This window comes from Cellulomonas fulva, assembly GCF_018531375.1.
GTDB classification, from domain to species: Bacteria; Actinomycetota; Actinomycetes; order Actinomycetales; family Cellulomonadaceae; genus Cellulomonas; species Cellulomonas fulva.
On the sequence record NZ_JAHBOH010000001.1, the window covers coordinates 1,213,040 to 1,236,507 of the forward strand.

Genomic DNA, 23,468 nt, shown 5'->3' on the forward strand with positions numbered 1-23,468 from the left:
CCCGGCGGGCGGTCGCATCGACCGCCCGCCGGTCGGTCGTCGGGCTCGCCGGACGACGGACGGAAGGAGGTGCATGTGTCCCGGTTCCTGCTCAAGCGCATCGGTCTGGCGTTGCTGAGCGTGTGGGGCGTCGCCACGCTCGTGTTCTTCATGACCAAGCTCATCCCGGGTGACGCGGCACGGGTGGCGGCGGGTCGCACCGCGACGGCCGAGCAGATCGCGCAGGCGCGTGAGCGGCTCGGGCTCGACGAGCCCCTCCTCTCCCAGTACCTCACCTACCTCGGCGCGCTGCTGCGCGGCGACCTCGGCTGGTCGGCCTCCACCAAGCAGCCGGTCGCGACCGACCTGCAGGTGGTGCTCCCGGTCACGCTGCAGCTCGTCGTCGCGACCATGGTCGTCACCGTGCTCGTGGCGGTCCCGCTCGGTGTCCTCGCGGCCGTCCGGCACGGCAAGGCGGCGGACGGGGCCACCCGCATCGTCGCGATCCTCGGCGGCGGGGTCCCGGTGTTCTGGCTCGCGCTCATGCTGCAGTGGGGCCTCGCGGCACGCCTCGGATGGGTGCCGATCTCCGGGACCAACGGCTTCGGCATGGCGCCCCCGGTCGTCACCGGCGCCACGCTCGTCGACTCGGTGCTCGCCGGCCGGCCGGACATGCTGGCCGACTCGGCCTGGCACCTCCTGCTCCCCGCGCTCGCGCTGTCGGCGCCGTTCATGGCGGTCGTCGTGCGCAATGTGCGCTCGACGATGCTCGGCGTGCTGGGCACGGACTACGTCGCCTTCGCGGTGGCCAAGGGCGTACCGCAGCGGCGGCTCCTGCTGCGGCACGCGCTCCCGGCTGCCGCCGGCTCGACCCTGACGATCCTCGGCATGCAGTTCGGCTGGATGCTCGGTGCCGCGCTGCTCGTCGAGTCCGTGTTCGCGATGCCTGGCCTCGGGACGTACCTGCACCAGGCGGTCGTCAACCAGGACACCTTCGCGGTGCTCGGCGGCGTCCTCGTCACCGGCACGGTCTTCGTCGTCGCCGGCCTGGTGGTCGACCTCCTGCAGATCGGCATCGACCCACGCGTCCGCGCCTCCCACCTCCAGGCCGCCTGAAGGGACCCCGCATGACCACGTCACCCGACATCGCGCCCGCCGTGCCGGCCGCCTCCGACCAGCAGGGCGTCGCGCGTCGTGCGGCACCGGAGCCGGGCTCCTCCGCGGGCGCACCCGCCCGCGCGGCGGCGGCGGTCGCACCCGCCGCGATCGGCCGCGGCGTCGTGCGCGGCGTGCGCGCGGTCGTCGGCCCGCGGCCCGCGCTGCTGGACGGTCTCGCGCTCGTCCTCGTCGCGCTGCTCCTCGTCGCGGTGGTGGCGGGCCCGTGGCTCGCACCCGCGGACCCGTACCGGGCCGATCCGACGAGTGCGCTGCTCCCGCCGGGAGCGGGGCACCTGCTCGGCACCGACGACGCGGGCCGGGACATCCTGTCCCGCCTCCTGGTCGGGGCGCGGACCACGCTGCTCGCGGCTGTCGGGGTGGTCGCGCTCAGCACGGTGGTCGGCGTGCTCGTGGCGGCCGTCGCCGCGGCGGGGCCGCGCTGGCTGGACGAGACGCTCATGCGCGGGGTCGACATCTTCCTCGCGTTCCCGTCGATCGTCCTCGCCCTCGGCATCGCGGCGGCGCTCGGACCCTCGCTCTCCTCCGTCGTGATCGCGATGGTCGTCGCGATGTGGCCCGCGACGACCCGGCTGGTGCGGAACGTGATGCGGGAGACGATGTCCGGCCAGTACGTGGAGGCCGCGCGGCTCACCGGCATGTCGACGCCCCGCGTGATGCGTCGGCACGTCCTGCCCAACTCCCTCGACTCGGTGTACGTCCAGCTCGGTCTCGACGTGTCCGGCGCGATCGTGCTCATCGCCGGGCTCGCGTTCCTCGGCGTGGGCGCACCACCGCCCAGCGCCGACTGGGGGTCGATGGTCGCGCAGGGCCGCGAGTACGTGACCACGGCGTGGTGGGTCTCGCTGTTCCCCGGCCTGGCGATCACCCTCGCGGCCGTCGCCTTCGGCCTGCTCGGCGACGCGCTGCGGGCGCGGCTCGACCCGACGGTGGTCCGGGCATGAGCGCGCTGCTGGAGGTCCGCGACCTCGTCGTCCGGGTGCGTCGCTCCGGTGGCCCGGAGCTGGTGCACGGCGTGTCCTTCGACATCGCTGCGGGCGAGCGGCTCGCCCTCGTCGGCGAGTCCGGTTCGGGCAAGTCCACGGTCGCGAAGGCCCTGGTGCAGCTCGACCCGACGCTCGAGGTGACCGGCTCGGTGCGGTTCGACGACGACGAGCTCGTCGGCGCCTCCGCGCGAGCGCTGCGGCGCGTGCGCGGGGCGCAGGTCGCGATGATCTTCCAGGACCCGATGACCGCGCTGAACCCCGTGCAACGGATCGCCGACCAGGTGGCCGAGCCGCTCGTGATCCGCGGCGTGCCGCGTCGTGAGGCGCGGGCGCGAGCGGTCGAGATGCTCGACCGGCTCGGGGTGCCGCGCGCGGCCGAGCGGGCGCGTGCGTACCCGTCGGAGTTCTCGGGCGGCATGCGGCAGCGCGTCGTCATGGCCGCGGCCCTCATCGGCGGGCCGCGCCTCCTCGTCGCCGACGAGCCGACCACGGCGCTCGACGTACGGGTCCAGGAGCAGGTGCTCGACCTGATCGAGGAGCAGTCGCGCGAGCTGGACCTCGCGGTCCTGTTCATCACGCACGACCTCGGCTCGGTCGCCGGGCTCGCGGACCGGGTCGCCGTGATGCAGGGCGGCCACGTGGTCGAGGAGCGCGCCGTGGACGACCTGTACGCCGATCCGCGGCACCCCTACACGCGCGGTCTGCTCGCCTCGGTCCCGCGCATCGACGCCGACCCCGAGCGGCGGCTCCTGACCGTCGCCGACCACCTCGCGCTGGAGGCCTCCCGTGGCTGACCCGATCTCCCGCCCGCTGCTGCAGGTGCACGAGCTCGTCAAGACGTTCGGCTCCGGGCGGCACGCGCACACCGCCGTGGACCGCGTGTCGTTCGACCTCGCCGAGGGCGAGGTGCTGGGCCTCGTGGGCGAGTCCGGGTCGGGCAAGTCGACGACGGTGCGCTGCCTGATGGGGCTCGAGGCACCCGACGGTGGCGACCTCGACTACGACCGCATCGACCTGCGCGCCCCGACGCGTGCGGGCCGGCGGAGGTTCCTGCGCGAGGTGCAGATGGTCTTCCAGGACCCGTACTCGAGCCTCGACCCGCGCATGACCGTGCGGCAGCTCGTCGCCGAGCCGCTCGCGGTCACGCGGGCCTGCGCGCCCCGGGAGCGTCTCGACCGGGTGGTGGAGACGCTCGAGCTCGTCGGGCTGGACGCGACTCACCTCGACCGGTACCCGAAGGCGTTCTCGGGCGGCCAGCGGCAGCGCATCGCGATCGCGCGCGCTCGTCGTGCGGCCGCGCGTGCTGGTGTGCGACGAGCCCGTCTCGGCGCTGGACGTCTCCGTGCAGGCGCAGGTGCTCAACCTGGTCAAGGACATGCGGCGGGCGCTCGGGCTGTCCGTGCTCTTCATCGCGCACGACCTGTCGGTGGTGCGCTACCTGTGCGACCGCGTCGTCGTGCTCAAGGACGGGCGCGTGGTCGAGGCCGGCACGCGTGACGAGGTCTACGGGGACCCGCAGCACGACTACACGCGTGCGCTCCTGGCCGCGGTCCCGCGACTGGACCCTGCCGCCGAGCGCGCCCGCCGCGCGGCGCGCCGGCTCACCCCCACCCCGGCCTGACCCACCGGCCGCCCGCCCCCCGCGACCAAACGCTCCCCGCGACAACGCCATCTCTCCGGCTCTGGAGCTCCCGAGCCGGAGAGATGGCGTTGTCGGGCGGCTTCAGTGAGCGGCGATGGTGTCCAGGTAGTCCGTGGCCTGCGCCAGCGGGACGACGTCGCCGATCTTGGTCGAGATGTCGAACAGCGTCCACTGGTGGGCGCCAGGCAGGTGGTCCGCCACCGCCTCGGGGACGACGATCGTGCGGAAGCCGTTCGCGAGCGAGTCGGCGGCGGTCGCGCGCACGCAGCCGGAGGTGACGACGCCGGTGAGGATCACCGTGTCCACGCCCGCGTTGTGCAGCACCGTCGACAGGTACGTGTGCTGGAAGGCGCTCGACTGCGTCTTGGTGATGACGTGCTCGCCCTCGAGGACCTCGAGCGACGGGTGCAGCTCGGTCGCGAGGGTGCCGACCGCGAGGTTGTCGGAGCCCGGGAACTTGCGGGCCATGCCGGTGGCCGAGACCAGGCCCCCGGCGGAGGACTGGTACGCCTGCGTCGTGAAGACCACCGGGACGCCGGCCTCGCGGGCGTGCACCAGGAGCTCGTTGGTCGCGGCGAGCGCACGCTCCGACTCGGGGCAGTAGGCGGCGTAGCCGGGCTCGGTCCAGAACCGGGCGAGGTCGATGACGACGATCGCGGGGCGGGTGCCGAAGCCGACCTCTGCCCACGTGCGGTCGGTCGCGTCGCGCCACTGGCCCAGGAGGTCGATGACCTCCGCCATCTTGGCCTCGATCTGCTCGGCGAGCTGCGCGGCGGCCTCGGTCCCGACCTGTGTGGCTGCGGACGGGGTCGGCTTCTCGGTGACGACGGTCATGCGGTTGCGTCCCTCCTCGGGGAGCCCTGGTGGCTCGTTGGTATACCAACTGTGCCACGGAGACTCCCGTCGGAACGGCCCTCGGGGTGACTCTTAACGTGAAAGTAACAGCGTCGGTCCTGTTCGGAAACTCGGGCTTTGGCATTCTGCATACCAACACAGTGAACCGGAGGATCTGATGGCCTACCCGATCGTGGACGTGACGCTCCCCGCCGCGGACGAGTTCCCCGCCCTGTCGCTCGCCGAGCGCGACCGCCGCTACGCGGCGCTGCGCACGCGGATGTCGCGTGACGGCCTCGACGCGCTCGTCGTCTTCGGCAGCAGCCGCGACACGTACGACCGGTACCTCTCCAACGAGCCGCTCGGCACGGTGGCCGTGCTGACCGCCACGACGGTCACCGTCCTCGGACGGTATCCGCTCGCGCGGCTCGACCCGTCGGGTGCCCCGTACGAGCGGTGGGTCGACGACGTGCGGCCCGGCCCCGTCCCGCAGGTCCTGCGCGACCTGCTCGACGAGCACGGCCTCGCGACCGGGTCGACGGTGGGCGTGGTCGGGCTCACCGGGATCGGCTTCGCGGCCGACCACGGCTGGATCCCGTACACGACGTGGCACGAGGTGCTGTCCCTGCTGCCCGCCGTGACGTTCCTGGACGCCGGCGGCTGGTTCGAGCGCATGACGCTCGTCAAGAGTCCCGAGGAGCGGGTCATGGTCCGCAAGGCGGCCGCGATCGGCGAGGCCGCGTGCGAGGCGTTCGTCGCGGCCGCGAGGGTCGGCGCGCGCGAGACCGAGGTCGCCGCGGCCACGCTCGCCGCGACCGTCGCGGGGGGCGGCTGGTGGTACGAGCCGATCATCTGCTTCCGCGCCGGCCGGGACCGCTTCTCCTGGGGTCGGCCCGAGTGGATCGGGATGGGCGGCGGCGGCCGGGTGCTGCAGGCGGGCGACTCGGTCGCTGCCGAGCTGTTCAACTTCTACGGCGGCTTCGAGACGCAGCAGCAGATCGAGGCCCACATCGGCGAGCCGGACGCGCTGACGCGCCGGCTCGAGGAGGTCTGCATCCAGGCGTACCAGGACGGCCTCGACGTGCTCGCCCGGCCGGGTGCGACGTTCGACGAGCTCGCCGACGCCATGATGCAGCCGATGCTGACGAACGGCTTCTGGAACACGGGGCCGCAGATCCACGGGGTCGGCCCGTGCTGGCCCAACAGCGCGACGCACCTGAACACGGCCTCCGACCCGATGTTCGACGGGCTGGTGCTCCCGCCGGTCAAGCCCCAGGACGGGGACATCGAGCTGGCGCCGGGGATGGCTTTCGCCTTCGAGCCCAATGCGATCCACCAGTACCGCCGGATCTGCGTCGGCGGCACCGTCCTGCTGACCGAGGACGGCATCGAGGAGCTGAACCAGCTCGCCAAGACGGTCCAGGTGGTCCAGCCGTGACCCGCTACGGGACGGACGTCAAGCTGTTCGACGGCTCGTCGCCCGCGTGGGGCGGACCGATGCAGCTGCTCGACGCGGTCAAGGACTTCGGCCTCGACGGGATCAACCTGCGCACGCTCGACGAGCTCAGTCCGACGCTCGACGCGGGCTTCCTCGCCGAGTGGGCGGCGCACGCGCGCGAGCTCGGCCTCTACGTCGAGATGGGTCTGGGCAAGGTCAACCCCTACATGACGGCCGAGCTGCCGCGCGTGCGTGACATCGGCGAGGGCAGCTACCTCGTCGGGATGCAGCGGATGATCGCGGTCTGCGCCGAGCACGGCTGGACCAACACGTGGACCGCGCTGGGCGGGTACAAGGGGCAGTACTCCGGCCTCCACATCACGGACCGGTTCCGCGGTGAAGCGCCCTGGCCGGACCAGCTGGCGGCGACCGCGAAGTTCCTGCACCGCCTCGCACCCGCGCTGAGGGAGCACGGTGTGAGCCTCAACCTCGAGACGCACGAGGAGGTGACGACGTTCGAGCTCGTGCGGCTCGTCGAGGAGGTCGGCCCCGACGTGCTCGGGATCTGCCTCGACCCGGGCAACATGCCGGTGCGGGGCGAGCACCCCGACGACGGGATCGCGCGCGTCGCGCCGTACGTGCGCAGCACCCAGCTGCGCGACGCCGCCCTGCTCCGCACGGGCGACAGCATCGCGCGGTTCCTCGCACCCTGCGGCGAGGGTGTCGTCGACTGGGGCGCGGCGCTGCGGCTCGTCCTGTCCGCGAACCCGGACCTGAACCTCACGGTCGAGCCCATCGGTCCCGTGCGCGCCGAGATGCCGGTGCTCGACCTCGACCCCGAGTGGCTCGCCTCGCACGTCGACCTGAGCGCGGCCGAGCTCGACCGCCTCCGGGCGGCGGCGGACGCCTACGGCGCACGCGCTGCGGCGGGTGAGGTCGAGGACCTCGCGCAGCTCCGAGCACCGCGCCCCGCGACCGCGGCGCACCACGACTTCCTCGCGCGCAGCGTCGCGCACCTGCGCGCCACGGTCGCCGACCTCGTCCCCGTCGCGTCGTCCGTGTGACCGCCGGCCCGACGCCAACCGCCAGCTTCGACCCGAGGAGCCCCCGATGACCACCACCAGCCTGACGAGCGTCGCCGACGAGCTCCGCGCCCACCTGGAGTGCGGCGTGCTCGGGCCGCAGGACGTCGAGTACGACCAGGCCCGTCGCGTCTGGAACGCCGACATCGACCGCCTGCCCGCCGCGATCGTGCAGTGCGCGAGCGCGCAGGACGTCTCGGAGGCGCTGACCTGGTGCGTCGCGCGTGGCCTCCCGGTGACGGTGCGCTCGGGTGGTCACAACCTCGCGGGGACGTCCGTCGCCGACGGCGCGGTCCTGCTGGACACCGCGCTCATCAACCACGTGCGGATCGACACCGAGACGCGCACGGTCACCGTGGGTGCGGGATGCCGTTGGGGCGACGTCGACCGGCCCGCCTCCGAGCTCGACGTCGCCGTCCCCGCAGGCGTCGTCTCCCACACGGGGGTCGCGGGGCTGACGCTGGGTGGCGGGTTCGGGTACCTCGCGCGGCAGTTCGGCGCGACGGTCGACTGGGTGCAGGAGATCGAGGTGGTGGTGGCGGACGGCCGCATCCTGCGCGCGAGCGCCGACGAGCACCCGGACCTGTTCTGGGCGCTCAAGGGCGCCGGCCACAACTTCGGTGTGGCCACCGAGTTCGTCTTCCGCTACGTCGACCTGCCCGGTCTCGCGACGGTCCGGCAGTGCCTGTACGCGGCCGACGACCGCCGCGCCCTCATCGAGCGGTTCGCGACGTGGGGACCCGACGCGCCGACGAACGTCGGCACCTACGTGCGTCTGCTGCGCGCACCCGAGTACTGGTCGCAGATCCCCGCGGCGCACCGGGGTCAGCCGGTCCTGTCGGTCGCCACGGTCACCTACGGCGATCCGGCCGACGAGCCGGCGCTGACGGCCGGCATGTTCGAAGGGGTCGAGCCCATCTACACCTCCGTGCGCTCGATCCCGCACGTCACCCTGCAGCACGCCACGGACGACGAGTTCCGCTACGGCGTGGGCCACTACTGGAAGCACCTCTTCCTGCGCGAGATCACGCCGGAGGCGATCGACGCGATGATCGCGCGCTCGGACGCCTACCCGGGCCGTGCGCTGAACTCGAGCGCGTTCATCGCGCACCAGCTCATGTGCCCGTTCGAGATGATCGCCGGCAGCCGCACGCCGCGCGACGGCTCGAACGACTCCACGGCCGGGGTGGGCAGCCTCTACAGCGCGAACATCGGCGCCGACTGGGAGTACCCGGGGGAGAAGGCGCCGCTGGTCGCGTGGGCCAAGGAGTTCGACGAGGAGCTGCGCCCGTACCAGGGCGGGACGTACGTGAACTTCGCGTCGGAGGGCGGCGACGGCGCGGTCGCGCGCGCGGTCTACGGCCCCAAGTACGACCGGCTCGTCGCGGTGAAGGGCGAGTACGACCCGACCAACGTGTTCGCACGCGGCCTCGTCGACCTCACCACGAACGAGGTCGCCGCGACGGTTCCCGCGGGCTCGTCGGGCGCGGGTGACCGCTGATGCTCGTCGGGACCGACTCCTCGAAGTTCCCCGGCGCGGCCGAGCGTGGCGCGGCGTGGACCTTCCGCCGCGCGTCCGAGCTCGGCCTCGACGGCGTCTTCCTGCGCAGCCCGTGGGAGCTCTCGGCGACGCTCGACGCGGGCGAGATGCGCGATGCGGTGCAGGTGGCGCGCGACGCGGGGCTCTACGTGCAGGTCGGCATCGGGAAGGTGAACCCGTTCACGGCGCCCGAGCTCCCGCAGATCCGGGCGCACGGCGACGGCGACTACCTGCGCGGCCTCGTCCGTCTCGTCGAGCAGGTCACCGCGCTCGGGGTGCACGACCTGTGGGCCGCCACGTGCAACTACCAGTTCCGGTACCGGTCGATCCTCGCGTGCGACCGCTTCCGCGAGGACGTCACGTGGTCCGACCAGCTCGCGGCCACCGCGCACGTGCTCGACCGTCTGGGCCCCGTGCTGCGGGACCACGGCGCGCACCTGAACCTCGAGACCCACGAGGAGATCACGTCGCGCGAGGTGGTCGCGCTGGTCGAGGGAGCGGGGCCGGACGCGTTCGGCATCACGTTCGACACCGCCAACGTGCTGGTCCGCGGCGAGGACCCCGTGGCGGCCGCGCGTCGGGTGGCGCCGTACGTCCGCGCGACGCATGCGCGAGACGTGGCGCTGCACACCACCGCGGACGGCATCGGTCGCTTCCTCGCACCCGTGGGAGAGGGCGTCCTGGACTGGCCGACGATCCTGCGCACGCTGCTGAGCGCGAACCCGGACCTGCCCGTCTCGATCGAGGGTGTGATCGGTATGCGCGCCGAGATGCCGCTCTGGGTGCACGACGAACGCTGGTACGACGGCGGCGTCGACGAGGCCGAGCTCGCGCAGGTGCGCCGGCTCACCGCCGACTACGAGCTGCGGGCGGCCGCGGGCGAGGTGCCGGGGCTCGTCGGGTTGCGCGCGCACCTGGACGACGAGGCCGCCCTCGACTTCGTGCTCCGCAGCGCGGCCGCGCTGCGCGCGTACGCACCGGTCGCCGCATGATCCTGCGGAGCGCCCGGCGGCTGCGCGAGCCCGGGCTCGTGGACGTCCGGGTCGACGACGGTCGGATCGTCGCGGTCGCGCCCGCTGGGTCGGTCCCGACCGACGACCCGCAGGGTGAGCTGGACCTCGCGGGCCGGGTGCTCCTGCCCGGCTTCGTCGAGTCCCACCTCCATCTCGACAAGGCCTGGCTCGGCGGACCACCCGGCGGCGCAGGGCTCGCGGAGGCGATCGCCTGGACCGCGCGCCGGAAGGCGCAGTTCACCGTCGCGGACGTGGCCGAGCGCGCGGGGCGGGTGGCCGAGCTCGCCGTCGCGCACGGGACGACGAGCGTGCGTGCGCACACCGAGGTCGACCCGGGTGTCGGCCTCACCGGAGTCCTGGGCGTGCTCGAGGTGGCGGAGCGGCTCGCGGGCCGGCTCCGGGTGCAGATCGCCGTGTTTCCCCAGGAGGGCCTCGCGTGCCGTCCGGGCACGTCGGCCCTCGTGCGCGAGGCGCTCCGCCTTCCCGGGACCGTCGTCGGCGGTTGCCCCTACGTGGAGGCGACGCCCGACGACGCGCGGGCCCACGTCGAGACCGTCCTGGACCTCGCCGTCGAGCACGGCGTGCCGGCCGACCTCCACCTGGACCTCGCGGACGGCGTGGACGACCCCCGGTTCCTGCTCGCCGAGCACGTCGCTCGCGCCACCGCGGAGCGCGGTCTGCAGGGCCGGGTCGCGATCGGCCACGTCACGACGCTGGCGGCGCTGGGTCGCGACCAGCGGGCGCGGGTTCTGGACCGGCTCGCCGCCGCGCAGGTGGCGGTGACCCTGCTGCCCGCCACCGACCTGCACCTGTCCGGTCGCCACGACGAGCGGGACGTCCGGCGCGGCGTCGCTCCGGTGCGCGACCTGTGGGCCGCGGGCGTCCGCACCGCGCTGTCGTCGAACAACGTGCGCAACGCGTTCACGCCGACGGGCCGCGCCGACCTGCTCGACATCGCGCTCCTGGCCGCCCGCGTCGGCCACGTGTCGGAGCAGCACGAGCTCGACCTGCTGGTGGACGCCGTGTCCACGGTGCCCGCTGCGCTCCTCGACGTCGGGGAGCCGGTCGGCCTGGTGCCCGGCGCCCGTGCCGACCTCGTCGTCCTCGACACGACGGACGCGGACGCGATCCTGCTCGACCAGCCCGCTCGGCACCTCGTGCTCAAGGCCGGCACCGTCGTGGGAGGCGCCGTCGTGGCCGGCACGGCCGCGGCCGTCCCCGCGGGCACGACCCGCAAGGCCGGCGTGCCGGCGGTGACCTCGTGACGGCGGCAGCCGGCACCGCCCCGGCGCTCGAGACGGCGACGCCTGCGACCGGACGCGTCCAGGTGGCCCTCATGCTCGCCCTCACCTTCACCACCGGCATCGCCGACGCGGTGGGCTACCTGGGCCTCGACCGCGTGTTCACCGCGAACATGACGGGCAACGTCGTCATCCTCGGCATGGCGTTGGCGGGTGCCGACGGTCTCCCGGTGCTGGGCCCCTCCGTGGCGCTCGGCGGCTTCCTCGCCGGAGCGCTCGCGGCAGGTCGGCTGCTCCGCCGGGCGCCGGCAGGCTGGTCCGTCCGGACGACGACGGCGTTCACCGCGGCGGCCACCGGGTGTCTCGTGGTCGCCGCCGCGACCCTGGTCCGTCCGCCCGTGGCACCGAGTGCGTACGCCGCGGTCGTGACCGGCGCGCTCGCGGCCGCCCTCGGGATCCAGGCAGCCGCCGCGAGACGTCTCGCGGTCCGTGACGTCACGACGGTCGTGGTGACCTCGACGTTGACGGGTCTCGCCGCCGACTCCCGCCTCGCGGGCGGCCCCGGCGTGGGCGGCGGCCGCCGCGTGCTCGTCGTCGTGCTGCTGACCGCGGGCGCGGCGGTCGGCGCGCTGCTGCTGACCGCCGGGGGCGACCGCGGCGTGGGGCTGGGTGCGCTCGTCGCCGGGCTCGGCTCGGCGGTCTGCGTCCTCGTCGGGCACCGCCGAGGGCGGTCGTCGTGAGCGTGCTCGCGCGCGGAGGCCCTGCCGCGACGGTGGCGGCGGACCCGTTCGTCGTCCTGCAGCCGGGCCTGGGTCCGATCCGCGCCACCACGTACCTGCCCGCGACCCCGGAGACCGTCCGCTGGGGCCGGTTGCCGTGCGGGTCCGACGAGGCCGTCCTCGAGGTCGCGCCCGGCACCGAGGTCACGATCGACACCGTGAGCCACGAGGGTCTGCTACCGGACCAGGGCGACCCGGTCGCGTTCTTCGGGTCGCACGGCGTCCCGCCGGAGGCCGTGCTTCGGGACGCGGTCGAGATCGCGGCGCGGGTGTCCCGCGGGCCGTCCGACGGCCCGCACGTCGTGACGGGGCCGGTGCGGGTGACGGGAGCGCAGCCGGGAGACCTGCTCGCGGTCACCGTGGTCGAGGCGCTGCCGCGGGTGCCGTACGGGGTGGTCTCGAACCGGCACGGACGGGGTGCGCTGCCCGGCGAGCTCCCGCGCACCCCCGGGACCGTGAGCGTCTTCACGCCGGTGCGATCCCGTCCCGACGGCGCGGTCGGATGCCTCCCGCTGGTCGACGGCGGTCCGCGGGTCGTCGAGTTCCCGCTCGCCCCCTTCCCGGGGATCGTGGGGGTCGCGACGGACGGCGACCGTCGCGTGCACTCGGTCCCGCCCGGTGCCCACGGCGGCAACATCGACGTCAACCTGCTGACCGCCGGGTCCACGGTCCTGCTCCCGGTGCAGGTCGCCGGGGCGCTCGCGTACGTCGGGGACCCGCACTTCGCCCAGGGCAACGGGGAGGTCGCCCTCACGGCGCTGGAGGCCTCGCTGCGGCTCACCCTCCGGTTCGACGTGGTGCCGGCCGACGTCGCGAGGTCGCGGTTCGGCGACCTGACCGGCCCGGTGGTGCAGACCCCGGAGCTCCTGGTGCCGATGGGCCTCGACCCGGACCTCGGTGAGGCGATGCGCGCCTGCGTCCGGCAGTCGCTCGGCCTGCTCGTCGCGCGGTACGGCATGGCGGAGCACCTCGCGTACGCGTACCTGTCCGCCGCGACGGACTTCGAGGTGAGTCAGGTGGTCGACCAGGTCGTCGGCGTGCACGCCCGCATCCGCCTCGCGGACTTCGAGCGGGTGCCCTCGTGACGACGAGCGCTCGCACCGTGGCTGCCGCGGAACGGCTGCCCTCGGACCTGCTCGCCGCCGTCGAGCGGTACGAGCGTGCGGTCGTCGCCGACGACGTCACGACGCTCGACGAGATGTTCGCGCCCGGACCGGCGACGCTGCGCGGCGACGACGCGGGCCTGCTCGTCGGCCACGACGCGATCGGTGCCTTCCGGGCCGGCCGCGGCGGTGTCGCTCCGCGCGTCCTGGATCGGCTGGAGGCGCGTCGGCTGGCCGCCGACTGCTGGCTCGTCGTCGCCGTCTCGCGGTACGTCGGCGGTGGGAGCGGCCTGCAGACGCAGGTCTGGCGCCGCGACGACGGGCGCTGGGTGGTCGTCGCTGCCCACGTCACGCCACGGCCGCGCACCTTCGACCGGTCGGTGTGGCGCGTCGTCGGCGACCCGCTGGTGCCGGGCGCGTCCGCCGGGCCGCTGGCCGGACTGCGCGTCGCGGTCAAGGACGTCGTCGCCGTGGCCGGCCAGCGGATCGGCGCGGGCAACCCGACGTGGCTCGCGGCGGCGGGCCTCGAGCCGGCGCACGCCCCGGTGGTCGAGGCGCTCGTCGCGGCGGGCGCCGAGCTCGTCGGCATCGCGCGCACCGACGAGCTCGCGTACTCCCTCGCGGGGGACAACGTGCACCACGGCACGCCACCGAACCCCAGCGCGCCCGGCGCGCTCCCCGGTGGCTCCTCGAGCGGCCCGGCGTCGGCCGTCAGCCTCGGCCAGGCGGACCTCGGGCTCGCGACCGACACCGCGGGCTCGATCCGGGTCCCCGCCTCGTACCAGGGCCTGTGGGGATTGCGGACCACGCACGGTCGCGTGTCGCGCACCGGCGTCCTTCCTCTCGCGCCCTCGTTCGACACCGTCGGCTGGCTCACCCGCGACGCCGCCTCGTTGCTGCGCACGACGCAGGCGCTGCTCCCGGACGGGGTCGGGGTGCCCGGACCGCTGCTGCTGGCGGTCGAGACGCTCGACGAGGTCGACCCGGCGATGCGGGACGCATTCCTGGCGGCAGCCGAGGGGCTCGCGGTGGAGCGCGTCTCGGTCGGTGCCCTCGAGCCGGTCGCCGAGGCGTTCCGTGTGGTGCAGGGGGCGGAGGCGTGGCGTGCGCACGGTGCCTGGTGCACCGCGCACCCCGCGGCACTCGGCGGCGCGGTCGCCCGGCGGTTCCGCGCCGCGGCGGACGTGACCGAGGACGACGAGCGCCGGGCGCGGGACACCCTCGCGGGGCACCGGGCCGCGCTGCGGGACCTGATCGGCGACGGTGCGCTGGTGCTGCCGGCGGCGCCCGGTCCGGCGCCGTCCCGTAGTGCGGGAGCCGCCGCGCTCGATGCGGTGCGCACCCGGCTGCTGCGGCTCACCGCTCTCGCCGGGGCCGCCGGGCTCCCGTCCGTGGCGGTGCCGTGGCTCGCGACGGCCGCAGGCCCTGTCGGCGCCTGCCTCGTCGGGCCCGCGGGGAGCGACGTCGCACTGGTGCGTCGTGCGGCAGAGATCGCCCCGGTGCCGCCACCCGCGCGCGGTGCCCGGTGAACGTCCTCCTCCCGGACCGGACCGCCGATGCTCGGCGGGCGTTGGATACGCTGCCCGCCGGGTGCGAGACCCGCTGACCAACGAGACGGGGGCAAGGTGGCGTCGATCCGGTCGCTGCGCAAGCTGCGCACGGTGGGCGGTGGCACGGACGCGGAGCGCGTCGCGTGGCTGCGTGAGGTGACCGCCCGCGCGGGGCACACCAACGTCTTCAACGTGACGCTCGCGCGCACAGGCGACCGGCTGCACGTGGCGTGGCGAGCGCTCCCGGCCGGCGGCGAGCGGCCGTTCCACGCGTTCTGCACCGCGGTCGACGTGGACGGCGGCAACCCCGGGGAGGTCGTGGACCTCACGGCGCACGCGGCGGCGCACGGCGTGCCGGTGGTCGCGGACCCGAAGCTCTTCGTCGCGCACGGCAAGGTCTACGTCACGTTCAACACGGGCTTCGTCGCGGCGCCCGAGCGCAACGACGTGTACGTCATGCGCGTCGCGCCGCACCTGCGCGCGCCGCAGCGGTGCGTGCTCGACCAGCGCCGCCGCATCGAGAAGAACTGGGTCTTCTTCCCGCACCCGGCGGGCGGGCTCGGCGCCGTGCACCGTATCGGTCCACTGGTGCAGCTGGTCCAGACCGACGGCGGCCTGGGCAAGGACGGCCCGCTCGGGTTCTCGCGGCTGCCCGGGGTGGAGCGGCCGAGCGCCGCCCTGGGCCTCACGCTCGGGACCCCGCTCTACCGCGACGGGGACCGGTACTACGGGATCGTCCACGAGAAGCGGAAGTACCGGCGCCGCGCGCTCTACCTCGGCCGGCCCGCCGTGTTCGAGGGGCTCGGGACGTCGGACGCCCGCGTCCGCGTGAGCGACCTGCGCCTGGTGCACTCGTGGCGCGCGATGCTGCCGCACCGGGCCCGCTTCAACCCGTCCCTGCTGTCGGCCACCTACTTCTCGGGCATCACCAAGCTCGACGGCGGCCTGGTGCTGGGCTACGGGATCAACGACAAGGACTTCGGGATCACGAAGGTGGACCGGTCGCTGTGGAGCTGAGGAGCTTCTTCTGGGACCCGACCGGCGAGGGCGCCGGGTGGCGGGTCGGCAACGCGGGCGACGTGTTCAACCGCGACCTCGTCGACTTCCTGTACGGCGTGCGGATGCGCAACGCCCCCAAGGCCGGCGAGCGGCTGCTGCTCGTCGGGTCGACGGTGCACCGCGTGCTGCCCGGCGACGTCGTGTGCGGCGTGGGGCACAAGGGCAGCCCGATCCCACCGGCGAGCGAGGTGCCGGGCGTGCGGGTCCTGGGCGTGCGGGGACCGCTGACGCTCGAGGCCGTGCGCGACGCCGGGTACGACGTGAGCGACGTGCGGTTCCAGTACGACCCGGGACTGCTGGTGCGGGTCATGTACGCCGGCATGCTGACGACGGTCCGGCCCGTCCCCGGACGCACCATCTTCGTGCCGCACTACCGCGAGCGCCCGCAGTTCGCCGCTCGGACCGACGTGCGCGTGGTGGACATCGACTGCACGCCGCGGGACCTCGTGCTGGAGATCCTGCAGGCCGAGCACGTGTACTCCTCGTCCCTGCACGGCGTGATCTTCGCGCACGCGCTCGGCCGGCCGTGCACGCTCGTCGCGCCGCTGACCGCGGAGCCGGAGCTGAAGTACCGCGACTACCTCGCGTCCGTCGGCGTCCCCTGGCGCACGCCACCGGACCTCGACGCCGCGCTCCGCGAGCCCAAGCCGACGAGCCCCGTCGAGGTGGCGCTCACGCTCGACGACTTCGCGTTCCCCACGCTCGACGAGCTGCGCGCCGCCCGGGTGGTCCGCGGCAGCTGAGGCGTGCGCCCCGGTGGCGGTGCGGTGCTCCGGCGCCGGGGGCTCACGGGTGCCCGGGCGCCTCGTGCGACGCGTGCGCCGACGGCTCGATCTGGAACGTGGAGTGCTCGACGGACACGTCGAAGTGGTGCGCCACGCACTCCTGGAGCGTGTCGAGGATCTGCGGGACGTGGCCGGTGGTGAAGCAGCGGGCGTCGACGACGACGTGCGCGGACAGGGTCGGCAGCCCGGTCGCGATCAGCGACGCGTGCAGGTCGTGCACCTCCAGGACGTGGTCGACGCCGAGCAGGTGCTCGCGCACGTCGCCCAGGTCGAGCCCCGGGGGCGTCGTCTCGAGGAGGACGGACGTCGCCTCGCGGAGGATCTTCAGCGCGCGCGGCAGGATCAGGGCGCCGATCAGCAGGCCGGCCACGGCGTCGGCCTGCTGCCAGCCGGTCGTCGCGATCACGACCGCCGCGACGATCACCCCGACCGAGCCCAGCGCGTCGTTCAGCACCTCGAGGAACGCGGCCCGCAGGTTGAGGCTCGACGAGCGGCCGCCGGCGAGCACCAGCAGGGACACGAGGTTCCCGACGAGCCCGACGACGCCGAACACGACGAGCTCGCCGGACGGGATGTCCGGCGGCGAGAACAGCCGCTGCACGCCCTCGACCAGCACGTACACGCCGACCGCCAGCAGCACCGCGGACTGCGCGAGCGCGGCGAGCACCTCGGCCCGCCGGAACCCCCAGGTGCGCTGCGGGGTCGGGGGCCTGAGCACCAGCGTCGCGGCGACGAGCGCGATCAGCAGCCCCGCCGCGTCGGTGAGCATGTGCGCGGTGTCGACGAGCAGGGCGAGCGAGCCGGTGAGCAGCGCGCCGACGGCCTGCGCGACCAGGATGACCGTGGTGATGCCGAACGCGACCGCGAGCCGGCGCCGGTCGGCGTCCGCACCGTGGTGATGGTGGTCGTGGCTCATCGCGCGGCCTCGTCGTCCCCGGCCGTGTCCGGGACGTGCGCGCCGCGCAGGTGGCGGCAGAGCGTGACGGCCGCGCCCGTCACGGCGAGCAGGTCCTCCGTGGCGCCGAGCAGAGCGGTGAGCCGCTCGGGCTGGGACAGGGAGTAGCGCGTCGAGCGACCGTCCGGCGCGGCGTCGACGAGCCCGCACTCGCGCAGGCACGCGACGTGCGCGGACACGGTGGACTGGGCCAGGCCCAGGTGGTCGGTCAGGTCCCGCACCCGGTGCGGACCGCGGAACAGGTGCTGGACGATCAGCAGGCGGGCGGGGTCGCCGAGCGCCCGGAAGAGTGCCGCCGCGGGCGCGATCGCGGCCTCGTCGTCCACTTCGTGGAGGTCTGGTCCGCTCTCATCGCGCGTATCCGATGTCATCGTCACGCGACGATGATAGACGTGCGGACGTCCCTGGGGGAACGGTCAGAGCACGCGCGCCAGGTCCGCCAGCCCGGCGAGCGGGTCGGCGGCGGTGGGGAGCAGCACCGACGTGGTCAGGCCCGCGGCGCCGCGGGCGGCCAGCTGCTCGCGGACCTGCGCGGGCGTCCCGGCCAGCGCGAGCCGCCGCACCCACGCGTCCGGCAGGTCCCGCGCGAAGTCCTCCCGCGTGGCGCTGCGGGCACGGAGCTCCGCCAGCTCGTCGGCGAACGGCAACGGCGCGAGGTGCGGCGCCCAGTCCGGCTCGCCGATCCACGCGAGCGCCGGCCGGGCGGCGGCGAGCGCCGTCGCCTCGTCGTCGTGCACGGCAGCGACGTCGTAGCCGACGAGCCGGTGCGGTCCGCGCGCTGCGATCTGGTCGAGCGCGGCGCGCACGTACTCGGGGGTCGTCGGCTCGGCGAGGACGGTGCCGTGCGCGAACCGGCCGGCGACCGCGAGCGAGCGCGGGCCACGCACGCCCAGCAGGACGTCCGGTGGCACGTCCGGCACCGAGGACGGCTCGAGCCGGACGCCGGAGAGGCCGAGCTCGTCGTCGTCGAGGCGACCGCCCCCGAGCAGGATGCCCAGGCCACGTGCGTACGCCCGCAGCAGGGCGAGCGGTCGCTGCGGCCAGGCGCCGACCGACCGCATCCAGTCCGGCATGCCGTGGCCCACCCCGACCGTGACCCGTCCCGGGAACAGCTGGGCGAGCGTGGCCACCTCCATCGCTGCGTACGCGACGTTGCGCGCCGCGGCCGGCAGGATCCCGACCGCCACGTGGATCCGGCTCGTCGCCGCGAGTACCGCCGCCGCCTGCGCGACGCCGCCGCGGAAGCCCAGGTCCTCCACGACCCACAGCTCCCCGAAGCCGAGCTCCTCCGCGCGCCGGGCGTACGGGAGCACGGCGTCCGCGGCCAGGTCGCGCGGCAGCAGCACGCCGACGGTCGGGAGGCCACCGGCGGGCGCGAGGGACAGGGGCGACGAGGCAGCGGTCACGCCACGAGTCTGCCCGGTCGGCCCGCCACCGCGCGTGCCGCCCCGCGCGCTGGCATCGTGGCCCGGTGACCCCGCGGACGATCGTCATCACCGGTGCGAGCGACGGCGTCGGCGCCGCCGCGGCGCGGATCCTGGCCGAGCGCGACGAGCGCGTCGTGCTCGTCGGGCGCTCACCGGACAAGACGCGGGCCCTGGCCCGCGAGCTCGACGCGCCCGCCCACCTGGCCGACTTCGCCGACCTCGCCCAGGTCCGCCGGCTGGCGGAGGAGCTGCGGGCCTACCCGCGGATCGACGTCCTGGCCAACAACGCGGGCGCCATCATGGGCGCCCGACGGGTCACCCGGGACGGCTTCGAGGCGACCTTCCAGGTCAACCACCTGGCCCCGTTCCTGCTCACGCACCTGCTGATCGACCGGCTCGAGGGTGCCAAGGTCGTCCAGACGTCGAGCGCCGCCGCGCGCCGGTTCGCCCGGCTCGACCTGGAGGACCTGCAGAACGAGCGGCACTACTCGCCGAACCGTGCCTACGGGGACGCCAAGCTCGCCAACATCCTGTTCACGGTCGAGCTGCACCGCCGGTACCCCGGCGTGGCCGCGGTCGCCTTCCACCCCGGGATGATCGCCACGTCGTTCGCAGCGGGCTCGTCGAGCTGGTTCCGGTGGGTCTACCGCACCCCGCTCGCTCGCCTCGTGCTCGAGCCGCCCGCCCGCGGTGGTGAGCGGCTGGTCTGGCTCGTCGACGGCACCCCCGGGCGCGACTGGACGCCGGGCGCCTACTACGAGAAGAACCTCGAGGCGGTCCCGCCGCCGCTGGCCGCCGACCCGGACGTCGCACGCGCGCTGTGGGACCGCAGCGCCGCGCTCGTCGGACTCACCACGCGGGAAGGTCCCCGCAGCCCGGCGTGAGGTTCGTGCCGCGGAGCGCACCCGCGCTCCGACCGCGACGCTCTCCGCGTGTACGTACACCGTGCGTACGCGCGGAAGGGCACATCGACTTGCGGGCCCGGCGGCGCGACGGGGACCGGCCGCCGCGGCCGACGGCCGGGAACGAGGGAGGGGAGATGGCGGCGGCGGGGGGTGACCGGCGGGGAGTTGGCAGATCGCCGGCGCGGAGGCCGACGGCTGGCACGCGCTGGCCCGGACGTCGTCAGCCGCGGCGTCGCGCGAGGATCCAGCCGCCCAGGCCGGCGAGCAGGATGATGCCGATCGCGACCAACACGAGTCCCAGGACGTACGCGGGTGCGGGCCAGAGCGCGCCCGTGCTCGTCCCCTCCGCGAGCGGCGCGTAGGCGAACCAGGCGAGCTCCCGTGGGCGGCTGCCGTACCAGGCCAGCGCCGTCCCGCCCGCGACGAGCGCGCCACCCGCGACCGCGGTCGCGATAGCGCCGCGACCTCCGCCGTGCCCTCCCGCGCGAACTGCCGTCTGACCTCCCGCGTGAGCTTCGGCGCGAGCTCCGGCGCGATCTCCTGCCGTGGCGGGCTCGGATCCTGCGGCGGGTGCGGCGGGTGCGACGGGCCGAGGTCGGCCGGCAGGCGTGCGCTCGGTCGCGGCCCAGGCCGCGGCGCCCGCCACCAGCGCGAGACCCAGCGCGACGAGACCCACGCCGACGAGCACGCCGAACGTCAGCAGGGAGCCCGACGACGTCGTGGCCCAGTCGTCGGGGCCGGGCAGCGCGGGGACCGCGCCGTCGAGCGTGAGCACGGCTGCAGTGGTGCTCGTGAGCGGTTCGCTGGCCGTCCAGGCCAGCCACCCGCCGGTGCCGGCGAGCACCGCTCCGACCAGGACCGCCGTCGCCACGGCGCGCACCGGACGCGCGGCGGTCGGCACACCGGACGGCACGACGTCCTGCGCCGTGCTCGGCGACGCGGCGGGCCCGCCCGCGGGCCGCGGGCGGGCGAGGGCGCGTCCGACCACCACGCCGAGGACGACGACGCCCAGGACGGCGAGCGCGAGCCCCAGCGCGGTGACGGGCGTCACCTCGCGTGGCTCGACGACCGCACGCGGGAACGTGTCTCCCACCGCCATCGTGAACTCGACCGGGACGGGCTCGCTGCCTGCCCAGACGAGCCACGCCCCGCCCGCCACCAGCAGCAACCCGAGGAGGGGCAACGCCCCTCGTCCCCAGGCCGACCCGTCCCGCCGCCGCGCTGCCCCCTGCTCGCTCTCCATGAGTCGAATCATGGCCGTCGAGAGCCGTGCGTGGGTGGGGTTCCGCGGGTGGATCAGCACCGCGGCGCGGGAGGGCGGGGACGGGTGCGACGATTCCGGGGTGCGGAGCGTCGTGGTGGTCGAAGGGGGCGACCTGGGGTGCGCGCGGCTGCTGGTGCTGCTGCGGCATCGGGTCGCGGAGCTCGACGACGGGACCGTGGTGCACGTGTCCACCTCCGACCCGGTCGCCCCGATCGACCTGCCGGTCTGGTGCCAGATGACGGGGCACGCCTACCTGGGCACCGTGCCGGGGACCGCGGTGCCGACCTACGCCGTGCAGGTGACCGCGACGCCTGCCGCCACCGATCCCGCCAACCCCTGGCGTCGGGCGACCTGACCCGCGCTAGGGTGGCGACGGCGATGGATCCCGCCGGGGCGTAGCGCGTCCGAACCGCCGCGAGGCTGATGGTTCCTGCCCGGTCGTCGGACCGCGGGCAGGTGCTGCCCGCGAAGAAGGAGGGTCTCCGTGGACGTCCCGCAGCCAGCGGTCGAGCGGCTGGTGCCGTTCGCGGGGCACCCGGCCGTGGTCGGCGTGGTGCCCGGTCAGCCCGAGCTCGTCGTGCGGACCGCGCTCGCGTGGGCCCAGGCGAGCGCGACGGCGCTGCACCTCGCGTACGTCGACACCCAGCGGTACGTCGTCGAGGAGCATGCCGACGGCTCGGTGCGGCACGCGGCCCTGGACCCCGACACGTCCGACGACGGCTGGCAGCGGGTCGAGCGCGAGCTCCGGGAGCAGGTGGCGGCGGTCGTCGGGACGACGAGCGTGCCGTGGACGCTGCACTACCTCGCGGGCCGCCCCGACCGCGCGCTGACCCATCTGGCGCGCGCCGTCGACGCGGCGGTCATCGTCGTCGGGACGCGGGCGCCCGGGGCGGCGTCGCGCTTCCGCGAGCTCGTCGAGGGCTCCGTCGCCGTCCACCTGGCGCACCACCAGCACCGGCCGGTGCTGACCGTGCCCCTCGGCGTCGTCGACTGGAGCCAGACGAGGTCGCCGTGGTGACGGGGCACGTGCGGCTCGTCGGGCTGGTGTTCCTCGGCGGGTGCGTGGGGACGGCCGTGCGCTGGGCGCTGGAGGAGGCGTTCGCGGTACCGACGGGGTGGCCGTGGGTGACGTTCGCGATCAACGTCGCCGGCTCGTTCCTGCTGGGGCTGCTGCTCGAGCTGCTGGTGCGCGGCGGCGCGGACGCGGGATGGCGGCGCGCGGTGCGCCTGGGCTGCGGCACCGGCGTGATGGGGGGCTTCACCACGTACAGCACCTTCGTGCTCGAGGTGGACCGGCTGGGCGCTGACGGTGAGCTCGCGCTCGCGGTGGCCTACCCGCTGGTCAGCGTGGTGCTGGGCCTGGCCGCGGCTGCCGCCGGGATGGCGCTGGCCGCACGCACGACGAGCGGCACGACGAGCGAGCGGCGGGAGACCGCGTGATCGGGCTGCTCGTGGCGCTCGCGGGCGGGCTGGGAGCGGTCGCGCGGTTCGAGCTCGACTCGTTCGTCGCCCGCCGCAGCCGCCGCTCCGTCCCCGTCGGGACCGTCGTGGTCAACGTGTCGTCCTGCCTGGCCCTGGGGCTGCTCACGGGCTGGGTGGCGTCCCATGCCGGGCTGGACGACCTGCGGACCGTGCTGGGCGTCGGCTTCCTGGGCGGCTACTCGACGTTCAGCACGGCGAGCGTCGAGGGCGCCCGCCTGCTGCGCGCGGGCCGGGTCCGGGCGGCGCTGCTGCACGCGGGCGGGATGCTCGTGCTCAGCCTCGCCGCAGCGTGGCTGGGCCTCTCGATCACGTCGTGAGCCGTGCGGGGACGCCGTGGCGCGGGCCCCGTCGCGGCGTCGTCAGCGGCGGAAGCCGCCCTCGGTCGAGAGCACCTGCCCGACCACCCAGCGCCCCTCGTCGCTCACCAGCCAGGCGATCAGCCGCGCGGGGTCGTCGGGCTCGCCGAACCGGCCGCCCGGGAAGTGCGCGAGGACCTGGTCCAGGACCTCCGGCGGGCGGTCGGCGGTGTCGACGTCCAGGTAGCCGGTGTTCACCGGGCCCGGGTTGACGGTGTTCAGGACGATGCCGCGGTCGATCAGGTCGTCGGCGACCGAGGCCGTGAGGCCGGCGAGCACGGCCTTGGACGCGGCGTACGCGATCTCGTGCGGCATCGCGCCGGCCACCTGGCCGGACGTCATCCAGATCACGCGGCCGCCGGGCCGCCCGTCGTGCTGGGCCGCGAACGCCTGCGTCGCCAGGATCGTGGACCGTGCGTTGACCGCCCAGTGCGCGTCGAGCATGGCGGCGGTCTGGTCCGCGAGCGGTCCGTCGCCGCCGCTGCGCGCGTGGTTGGCGACCAGGACGTCCAGGTGCCCCGTGGCCGCGCGGGCACGGTCGACCAGCTCGGCGCCGGCGGCCGGATCCGCGAGGTCGAGGCTCGTCGCCTCCAGCCGGGCCCCGGGGACCAGCTCGGCGCGCAGCGCCGCCAGCACCTCGTCGACGTCGTCCGCGCCCCACGGCTGGTCCGCGTCGTGCGGCGCCCAGTGCTGCAGGAAGAGGCTGGCCCCCGCCTGTGCCAGCCGCCGCGCCACCGCGAACCCGATGCCCTGCCGCCGGCTCACGCCGGTCACGACGACGACGCGCCCCACCATCCCGCTCACGCCCCGACGGTACCCACCGCCCCCACGCCCACCGAGCGATTACCCGGGGTCTGCGGCGCCCGACCCGG

25 protein-coding genes, 1 pseudogene and 1 riboswitch are annotated in these 23,468 nt (G+C 74.9%); of the genes and pseudogenes, 20 read left to right on the forward strand and 6 right to left on the reverse strand.

All coding sequences use genetic code 11. From position 1 onward, the window contains the following. The first annotated feature begins 75 nt into the window (after positions 1–75). The 5 genes and pseudogenes from KIN34_RS05315 to KIN34_RS17295 all read left to right on the forward strand — a co-directional run bounded on the left by KIN34_RS05315 (position 76) and on the right by KIN34_RS17295 (position 3,762). On the forward strand, positions 76–1,095 hold the full coding sequence (locus KIN34_RS05315; RefSeq protein ID WP_214347732.1) for an ABC transporter permease: 1,020 nt from the start codon (positions 76–78) through the stop codon (positions 1,093–1,095). An 11-nt stretch (positions 1,096–1,106) separates the two neighbouring features. Further along, positions 1,107–2,099 (forward strand): ABC transporter permease, encoded by a 993-nt coding sequence (locus tag KIN34_RS05320; RefSeq protein ID WP_214347735.1) that lies wholly within the window; start codon positions 1,107–1,109, stop codon positions 2,097–2,099. Beyond that, on the forward strand, positions 2,096–2,935 hold the full coding sequence (locus KIN34_RS05325; RefSeq protein ID WP_214347738.1) for an ABC transporter ATP-binding protein: 840 nt from the start codon (positions 2,096–2,098) through the stop codon (positions 2,933–2,935). The genes KIN34_RS05320 and KIN34_RS05325 overlap by 4 nt, the downstream gene beginning before the upstream one ends. Positions 2,936–3,059: 124 nt before the next feature. Continuing rightward, a pseudogene (locus KIN34_RS17290) lies at positions 3,060–3,365 on the forward strand (ATP-binding cassette domain-containing protein); the annotation flags it as partial. 64 nt (positions 3,366–3,429) lie between these two features. After that, positions 3,430–3,762 carry an ABC transporter ATP-binding protein gene (locus KIN34_RS17295; RefSeq protein ID WP_307858098.1) on the forward strand — a complete coding sequence of 111 codons (333 nt, stop codon included), beginning with the start codon at positions 3,430–3,432 and terminating at the stop codon, positions 3,760–3,762. Between the two features lie 102 nt (positions 3,763–3,864). Here KIN34_RS17295 and KIN34_RS05335 read toward each other — a convergent pair whose 3' ends face one another. Then, positions 3,865–4,617, reverse strand: coding sequence for an isochorismatase family protein (locus KIN34_RS05335; protein ID WP_214347741.1), 753 nt, complete (start codon positions 4,615–4,617; stop codon positions 3,865–3,867). Positions 4,618–4,795: 178 nt separating this feature from the next. Between KIN34_RS05335 and KIN34_RS05340 the strand changes: the two genes are divergently transcribed. From KIN34_RS05340 to KIN34_RS05385, 10 genes are all read left to right on the forward strand, one after another. Continuing rightward, entirely contained in the window at positions 4,796–6,055 is a 1,260-nt protein-coding gene (locus tag KIN34_RS05340) for a M24 family metallopeptidase (protein WP_214347743.1), read from the forward strand. Continuing rightward, the gene (locus KIN34_RS05345; RefSeq protein WP_214347745.1) at positions 6,052–7,119 is read left to right on the forward strand and encodes a sugar phosphate isomerase/epimerase family protein; all 1,068 of its coding nucleotides are present in this window, start codon (positions 6,052–6,054) and stop codon (positions 7,117–7,119) included. Before KIN34_RS05340 ends, KIN34_RS05345 begins: the two co-directional genes overlap by 4 nt. Positions 7,120–7,165: 46 nt before the next feature. Beyond that, complete coding sequence (locus tag KIN34_RS05350) at positions 7,166–8,638, forward strand: FAD-binding oxidoreductase (RefSeq protein WP_214347747.1); 1,473 nt, start codon at positions 7,166–7,168, stop codon at positions 8,636–8,638. After that, positions 8,638–9,669 carry a sugar phosphate isomerase/epimerase family protein gene (locus KIN34_RS05355; RefSeq protein ID WP_214347749.1) on the forward strand — a complete coding sequence of 344 codons (1,032 nt, stop codon included), beginning with the start codon at positions 8,638–8,640 and terminating at the stop codon, positions 9,667–9,669. Before KIN34_RS05350 ends, KIN34_RS05355 begins: the two co-directional genes overlap by 1 nt. Next, the gene (locus KIN34_RS05360; RefSeq protein ID WP_214347751.1) at positions 9,666–10,955 is read left to right on the forward strand and encodes an amidohydrolase family protein; all 1,290 of its coding nucleotides are present in this window, start codon (positions 9,666–9,668) and stop codon (positions 10,953–10,955) included. The genes KIN34_RS05355 and KIN34_RS05360 overlap by 4 nt, the downstream gene beginning before the upstream one ends. Continuing rightward, entirely contained in the window at positions 10,952–11,671 is a 720-nt protein-coding gene (locus tag KIN34_RS05365; protein ID WP_307858099.1) for a DUF1275 family protein, read from the forward strand. The genes KIN34_RS05360 and KIN34_RS05365 overlap by 4 nt, the downstream gene beginning before the upstream one ends. Further along, positions 11,668–12,795 (forward strand): acetamidase/formamidase family protein, encoded by a 1,128-nt coding sequence (locus KIN34_RS05370; protein ID WP_307858100.1) that lies wholly within the window; start codon positions 11,668–11,670, stop codon positions 12,793–12,795. Before KIN34_RS05365 ends, KIN34_RS05370 begins: the two co-directional genes overlap by 4 nt. Continuing rightward, on the forward strand, positions 12,792–14,342 hold the full coding sequence (locus tag KIN34_RS05375; protein ID WP_307858101.1) for an AtzH-like domain-containing protein: 1,551 nt from the start codon (positions 12,792–12,794) through the stop codon (positions 14,340–14,342). Before KIN34_RS05370 ends, KIN34_RS05375 begins: the two co-directional genes overlap by 4 nt. 96 nt (positions 14,343–14,438) lie before the next feature. Beyond that, complete coding sequence (locus KIN34_RS05380; protein WP_214347753.1) at positions 14,439–15,380, forward strand: hypothetical protein; 942 nt, start codon at positions 14,439–14,441, stop codon at positions 15,378–15,380. Next, positions 15,371–16,165: a polysaccharide pyruvyl transferase family protein gene (locus KIN34_RS05385; protein ID WP_214347756.1), complete on the forward strand. Its 795-nt coding sequence runs from the start codon at positions 15,371–15,373 to the stop codon at positions 16,163–16,165. Before KIN34_RS05380 ends, KIN34_RS05385 begins: the two co-directional genes overlap by 10 nt. A 43-nt stretch (positions 16,166–16,208) precedes the next feature. Here KIN34_RS05385 and KIN34_RS05390 read toward each other — a convergent pair whose 3' ends face one another. The 3 genes from KIN34_RS05390 to KIN34_RS05400 form a co-directional block, all read right to left on the reverse strand. Next, positions 16,209–17,123, reverse strand: coding sequence for a cation diffusion facilitator family transporter (locus KIN34_RS05390; protein ID WP_214347759.1), 915 nt, complete (start codon positions 17,121–17,123; stop codon positions 16,209–16,211). Then, a complete protein-coding gene (locus tag KIN34_RS05395; RefSeq protein ID WP_307858102.1) occupies positions 17,120–17,488 on the reverse strand; it encodes an ArsR/SmtB family transcription factor in 369 nt (122 codons plus the stop codon). Before KIN34_RS05395 ends, KIN34_RS05390 begins: the two co-directional genes overlap by 4 nt. Positions 17,489–17,578: 90 nt before the next feature. Beyond that, positions 17,579–18,568 carry an LLM class flavin-dependent oxidoreductase gene (locus tag KIN34_RS05400; protein WP_307858103.1) on the reverse strand — a complete coding sequence of 330 codons (990 nt, stop codon included), beginning with the start codon at positions 18,566–18,568 and terminating at the stop codon, positions 17,579–17,581. A 65-nt stretch (positions 18,569–18,633) separates the two neighbouring features. Between KIN34_RS05400 and KIN34_RS05405 the strand changes: the two genes are divergently transcribed. Next, on the forward strand, positions 18,634–19,473 hold the full coding sequence (locus tag KIN34_RS05405) for an SDR family NAD(P)-dependent oxidoreductase (RefSeq protein WP_214347762.1): 840 nt from the start codon (positions 18,634–18,636) through the stop codon (positions 19,471–19,473). Positions 19,474–19,714: 241 nt separating this feature from the next. On the opposite strand, the gene KIN34_RS05410 is transcribed toward KIN34_RS05405, so the two are convergent. Beyond that, positions 19,715–20,737 carry a hypothetical protein gene (locus KIN34_RS05410; protein WP_214347765.1) on the reverse strand — a complete coding sequence of 341 codons (1,023 nt, stop codon included), beginning with the start codon at positions 20,735–20,737 and terminating at the stop codon, positions 19,715–19,717. 100 nt (positions 20,738–20,837) lie between these two features. Between KIN34_RS05410 and KIN34_RS05415 the strand changes: the two genes are divergently transcribed. The 4 genes from KIN34_RS05415 (at position 20,838) to crcB (ending at position 22,557) form a co-directional block, all read left to right on the forward strand. Further along, positions 20,838–21,113, forward strand: coding sequence for a sulfurtransferase TusA family protein (locus tag KIN34_RS05415; protein WP_214347767.1), 276 nt, complete (start codon positions 20,838–20,840; stop codon positions 21,111–21,113). 10 nt (positions 21,114–21,123) lie between these two features. Further along, positions 21,124–21,198, forward strand: a riboswitch (Fluoride riboswitch). 44 nt (positions 21,199–21,242) lie between these two features. Beyond that, the gene (locus tag KIN34_RS16715) at positions 21,243–21,776 is read left to right on the forward strand and encodes a universal stress protein (protein ID WP_307858104.1); all 534 of its coding nucleotides are present in this window, start codon (positions 21,243–21,245) and stop codon (positions 21,774–21,776) included. Continuing rightward, positions 21,773–22,198, forward strand: a complete 426-nt coding sequence (locus tag KIN34_RS16720) for a fluoride efflux transporter FluC (RefSeq protein ID WP_307858105.1) — start codon at positions 21,773–21,775, stop codon at positions 22,196–22,198. Before KIN34_RS16715 ends, KIN34_RS16720 begins: the two co-directional genes overlap by 4 nt. Beyond that, positions 22,195–22,557, forward strand: coding sequence for a fluoride efflux transporter CrcB (crcB, locus tag KIN34_RS05425; RefSeq protein ID WP_214347770.1), 363 nt, complete (start codon positions 22,195–22,197; stop codon positions 22,555–22,557). The genes KIN34_RS16720 and crcB overlap by 4 nt, the downstream gene beginning before the upstream one ends. A 42-nt stretch (positions 22,558–22,599) precedes the next feature. Here crcB and KIN34_RS05430 read toward each other — a convergent pair whose 3' ends face one another. Continuing rightward, positions 22,600–23,391 carry an SDR family oxidoreductase gene (locus KIN34_RS05430; protein WP_214351828.1) on the reverse strand — a complete coding sequence of 264 codons (792 nt, stop codon included), beginning with the start codon at positions 23,389–23,391 and terminating at the stop codon, positions 22,600–22,602. Positions 23,392–23,468 lie beyond the last annotated feature (77 nt).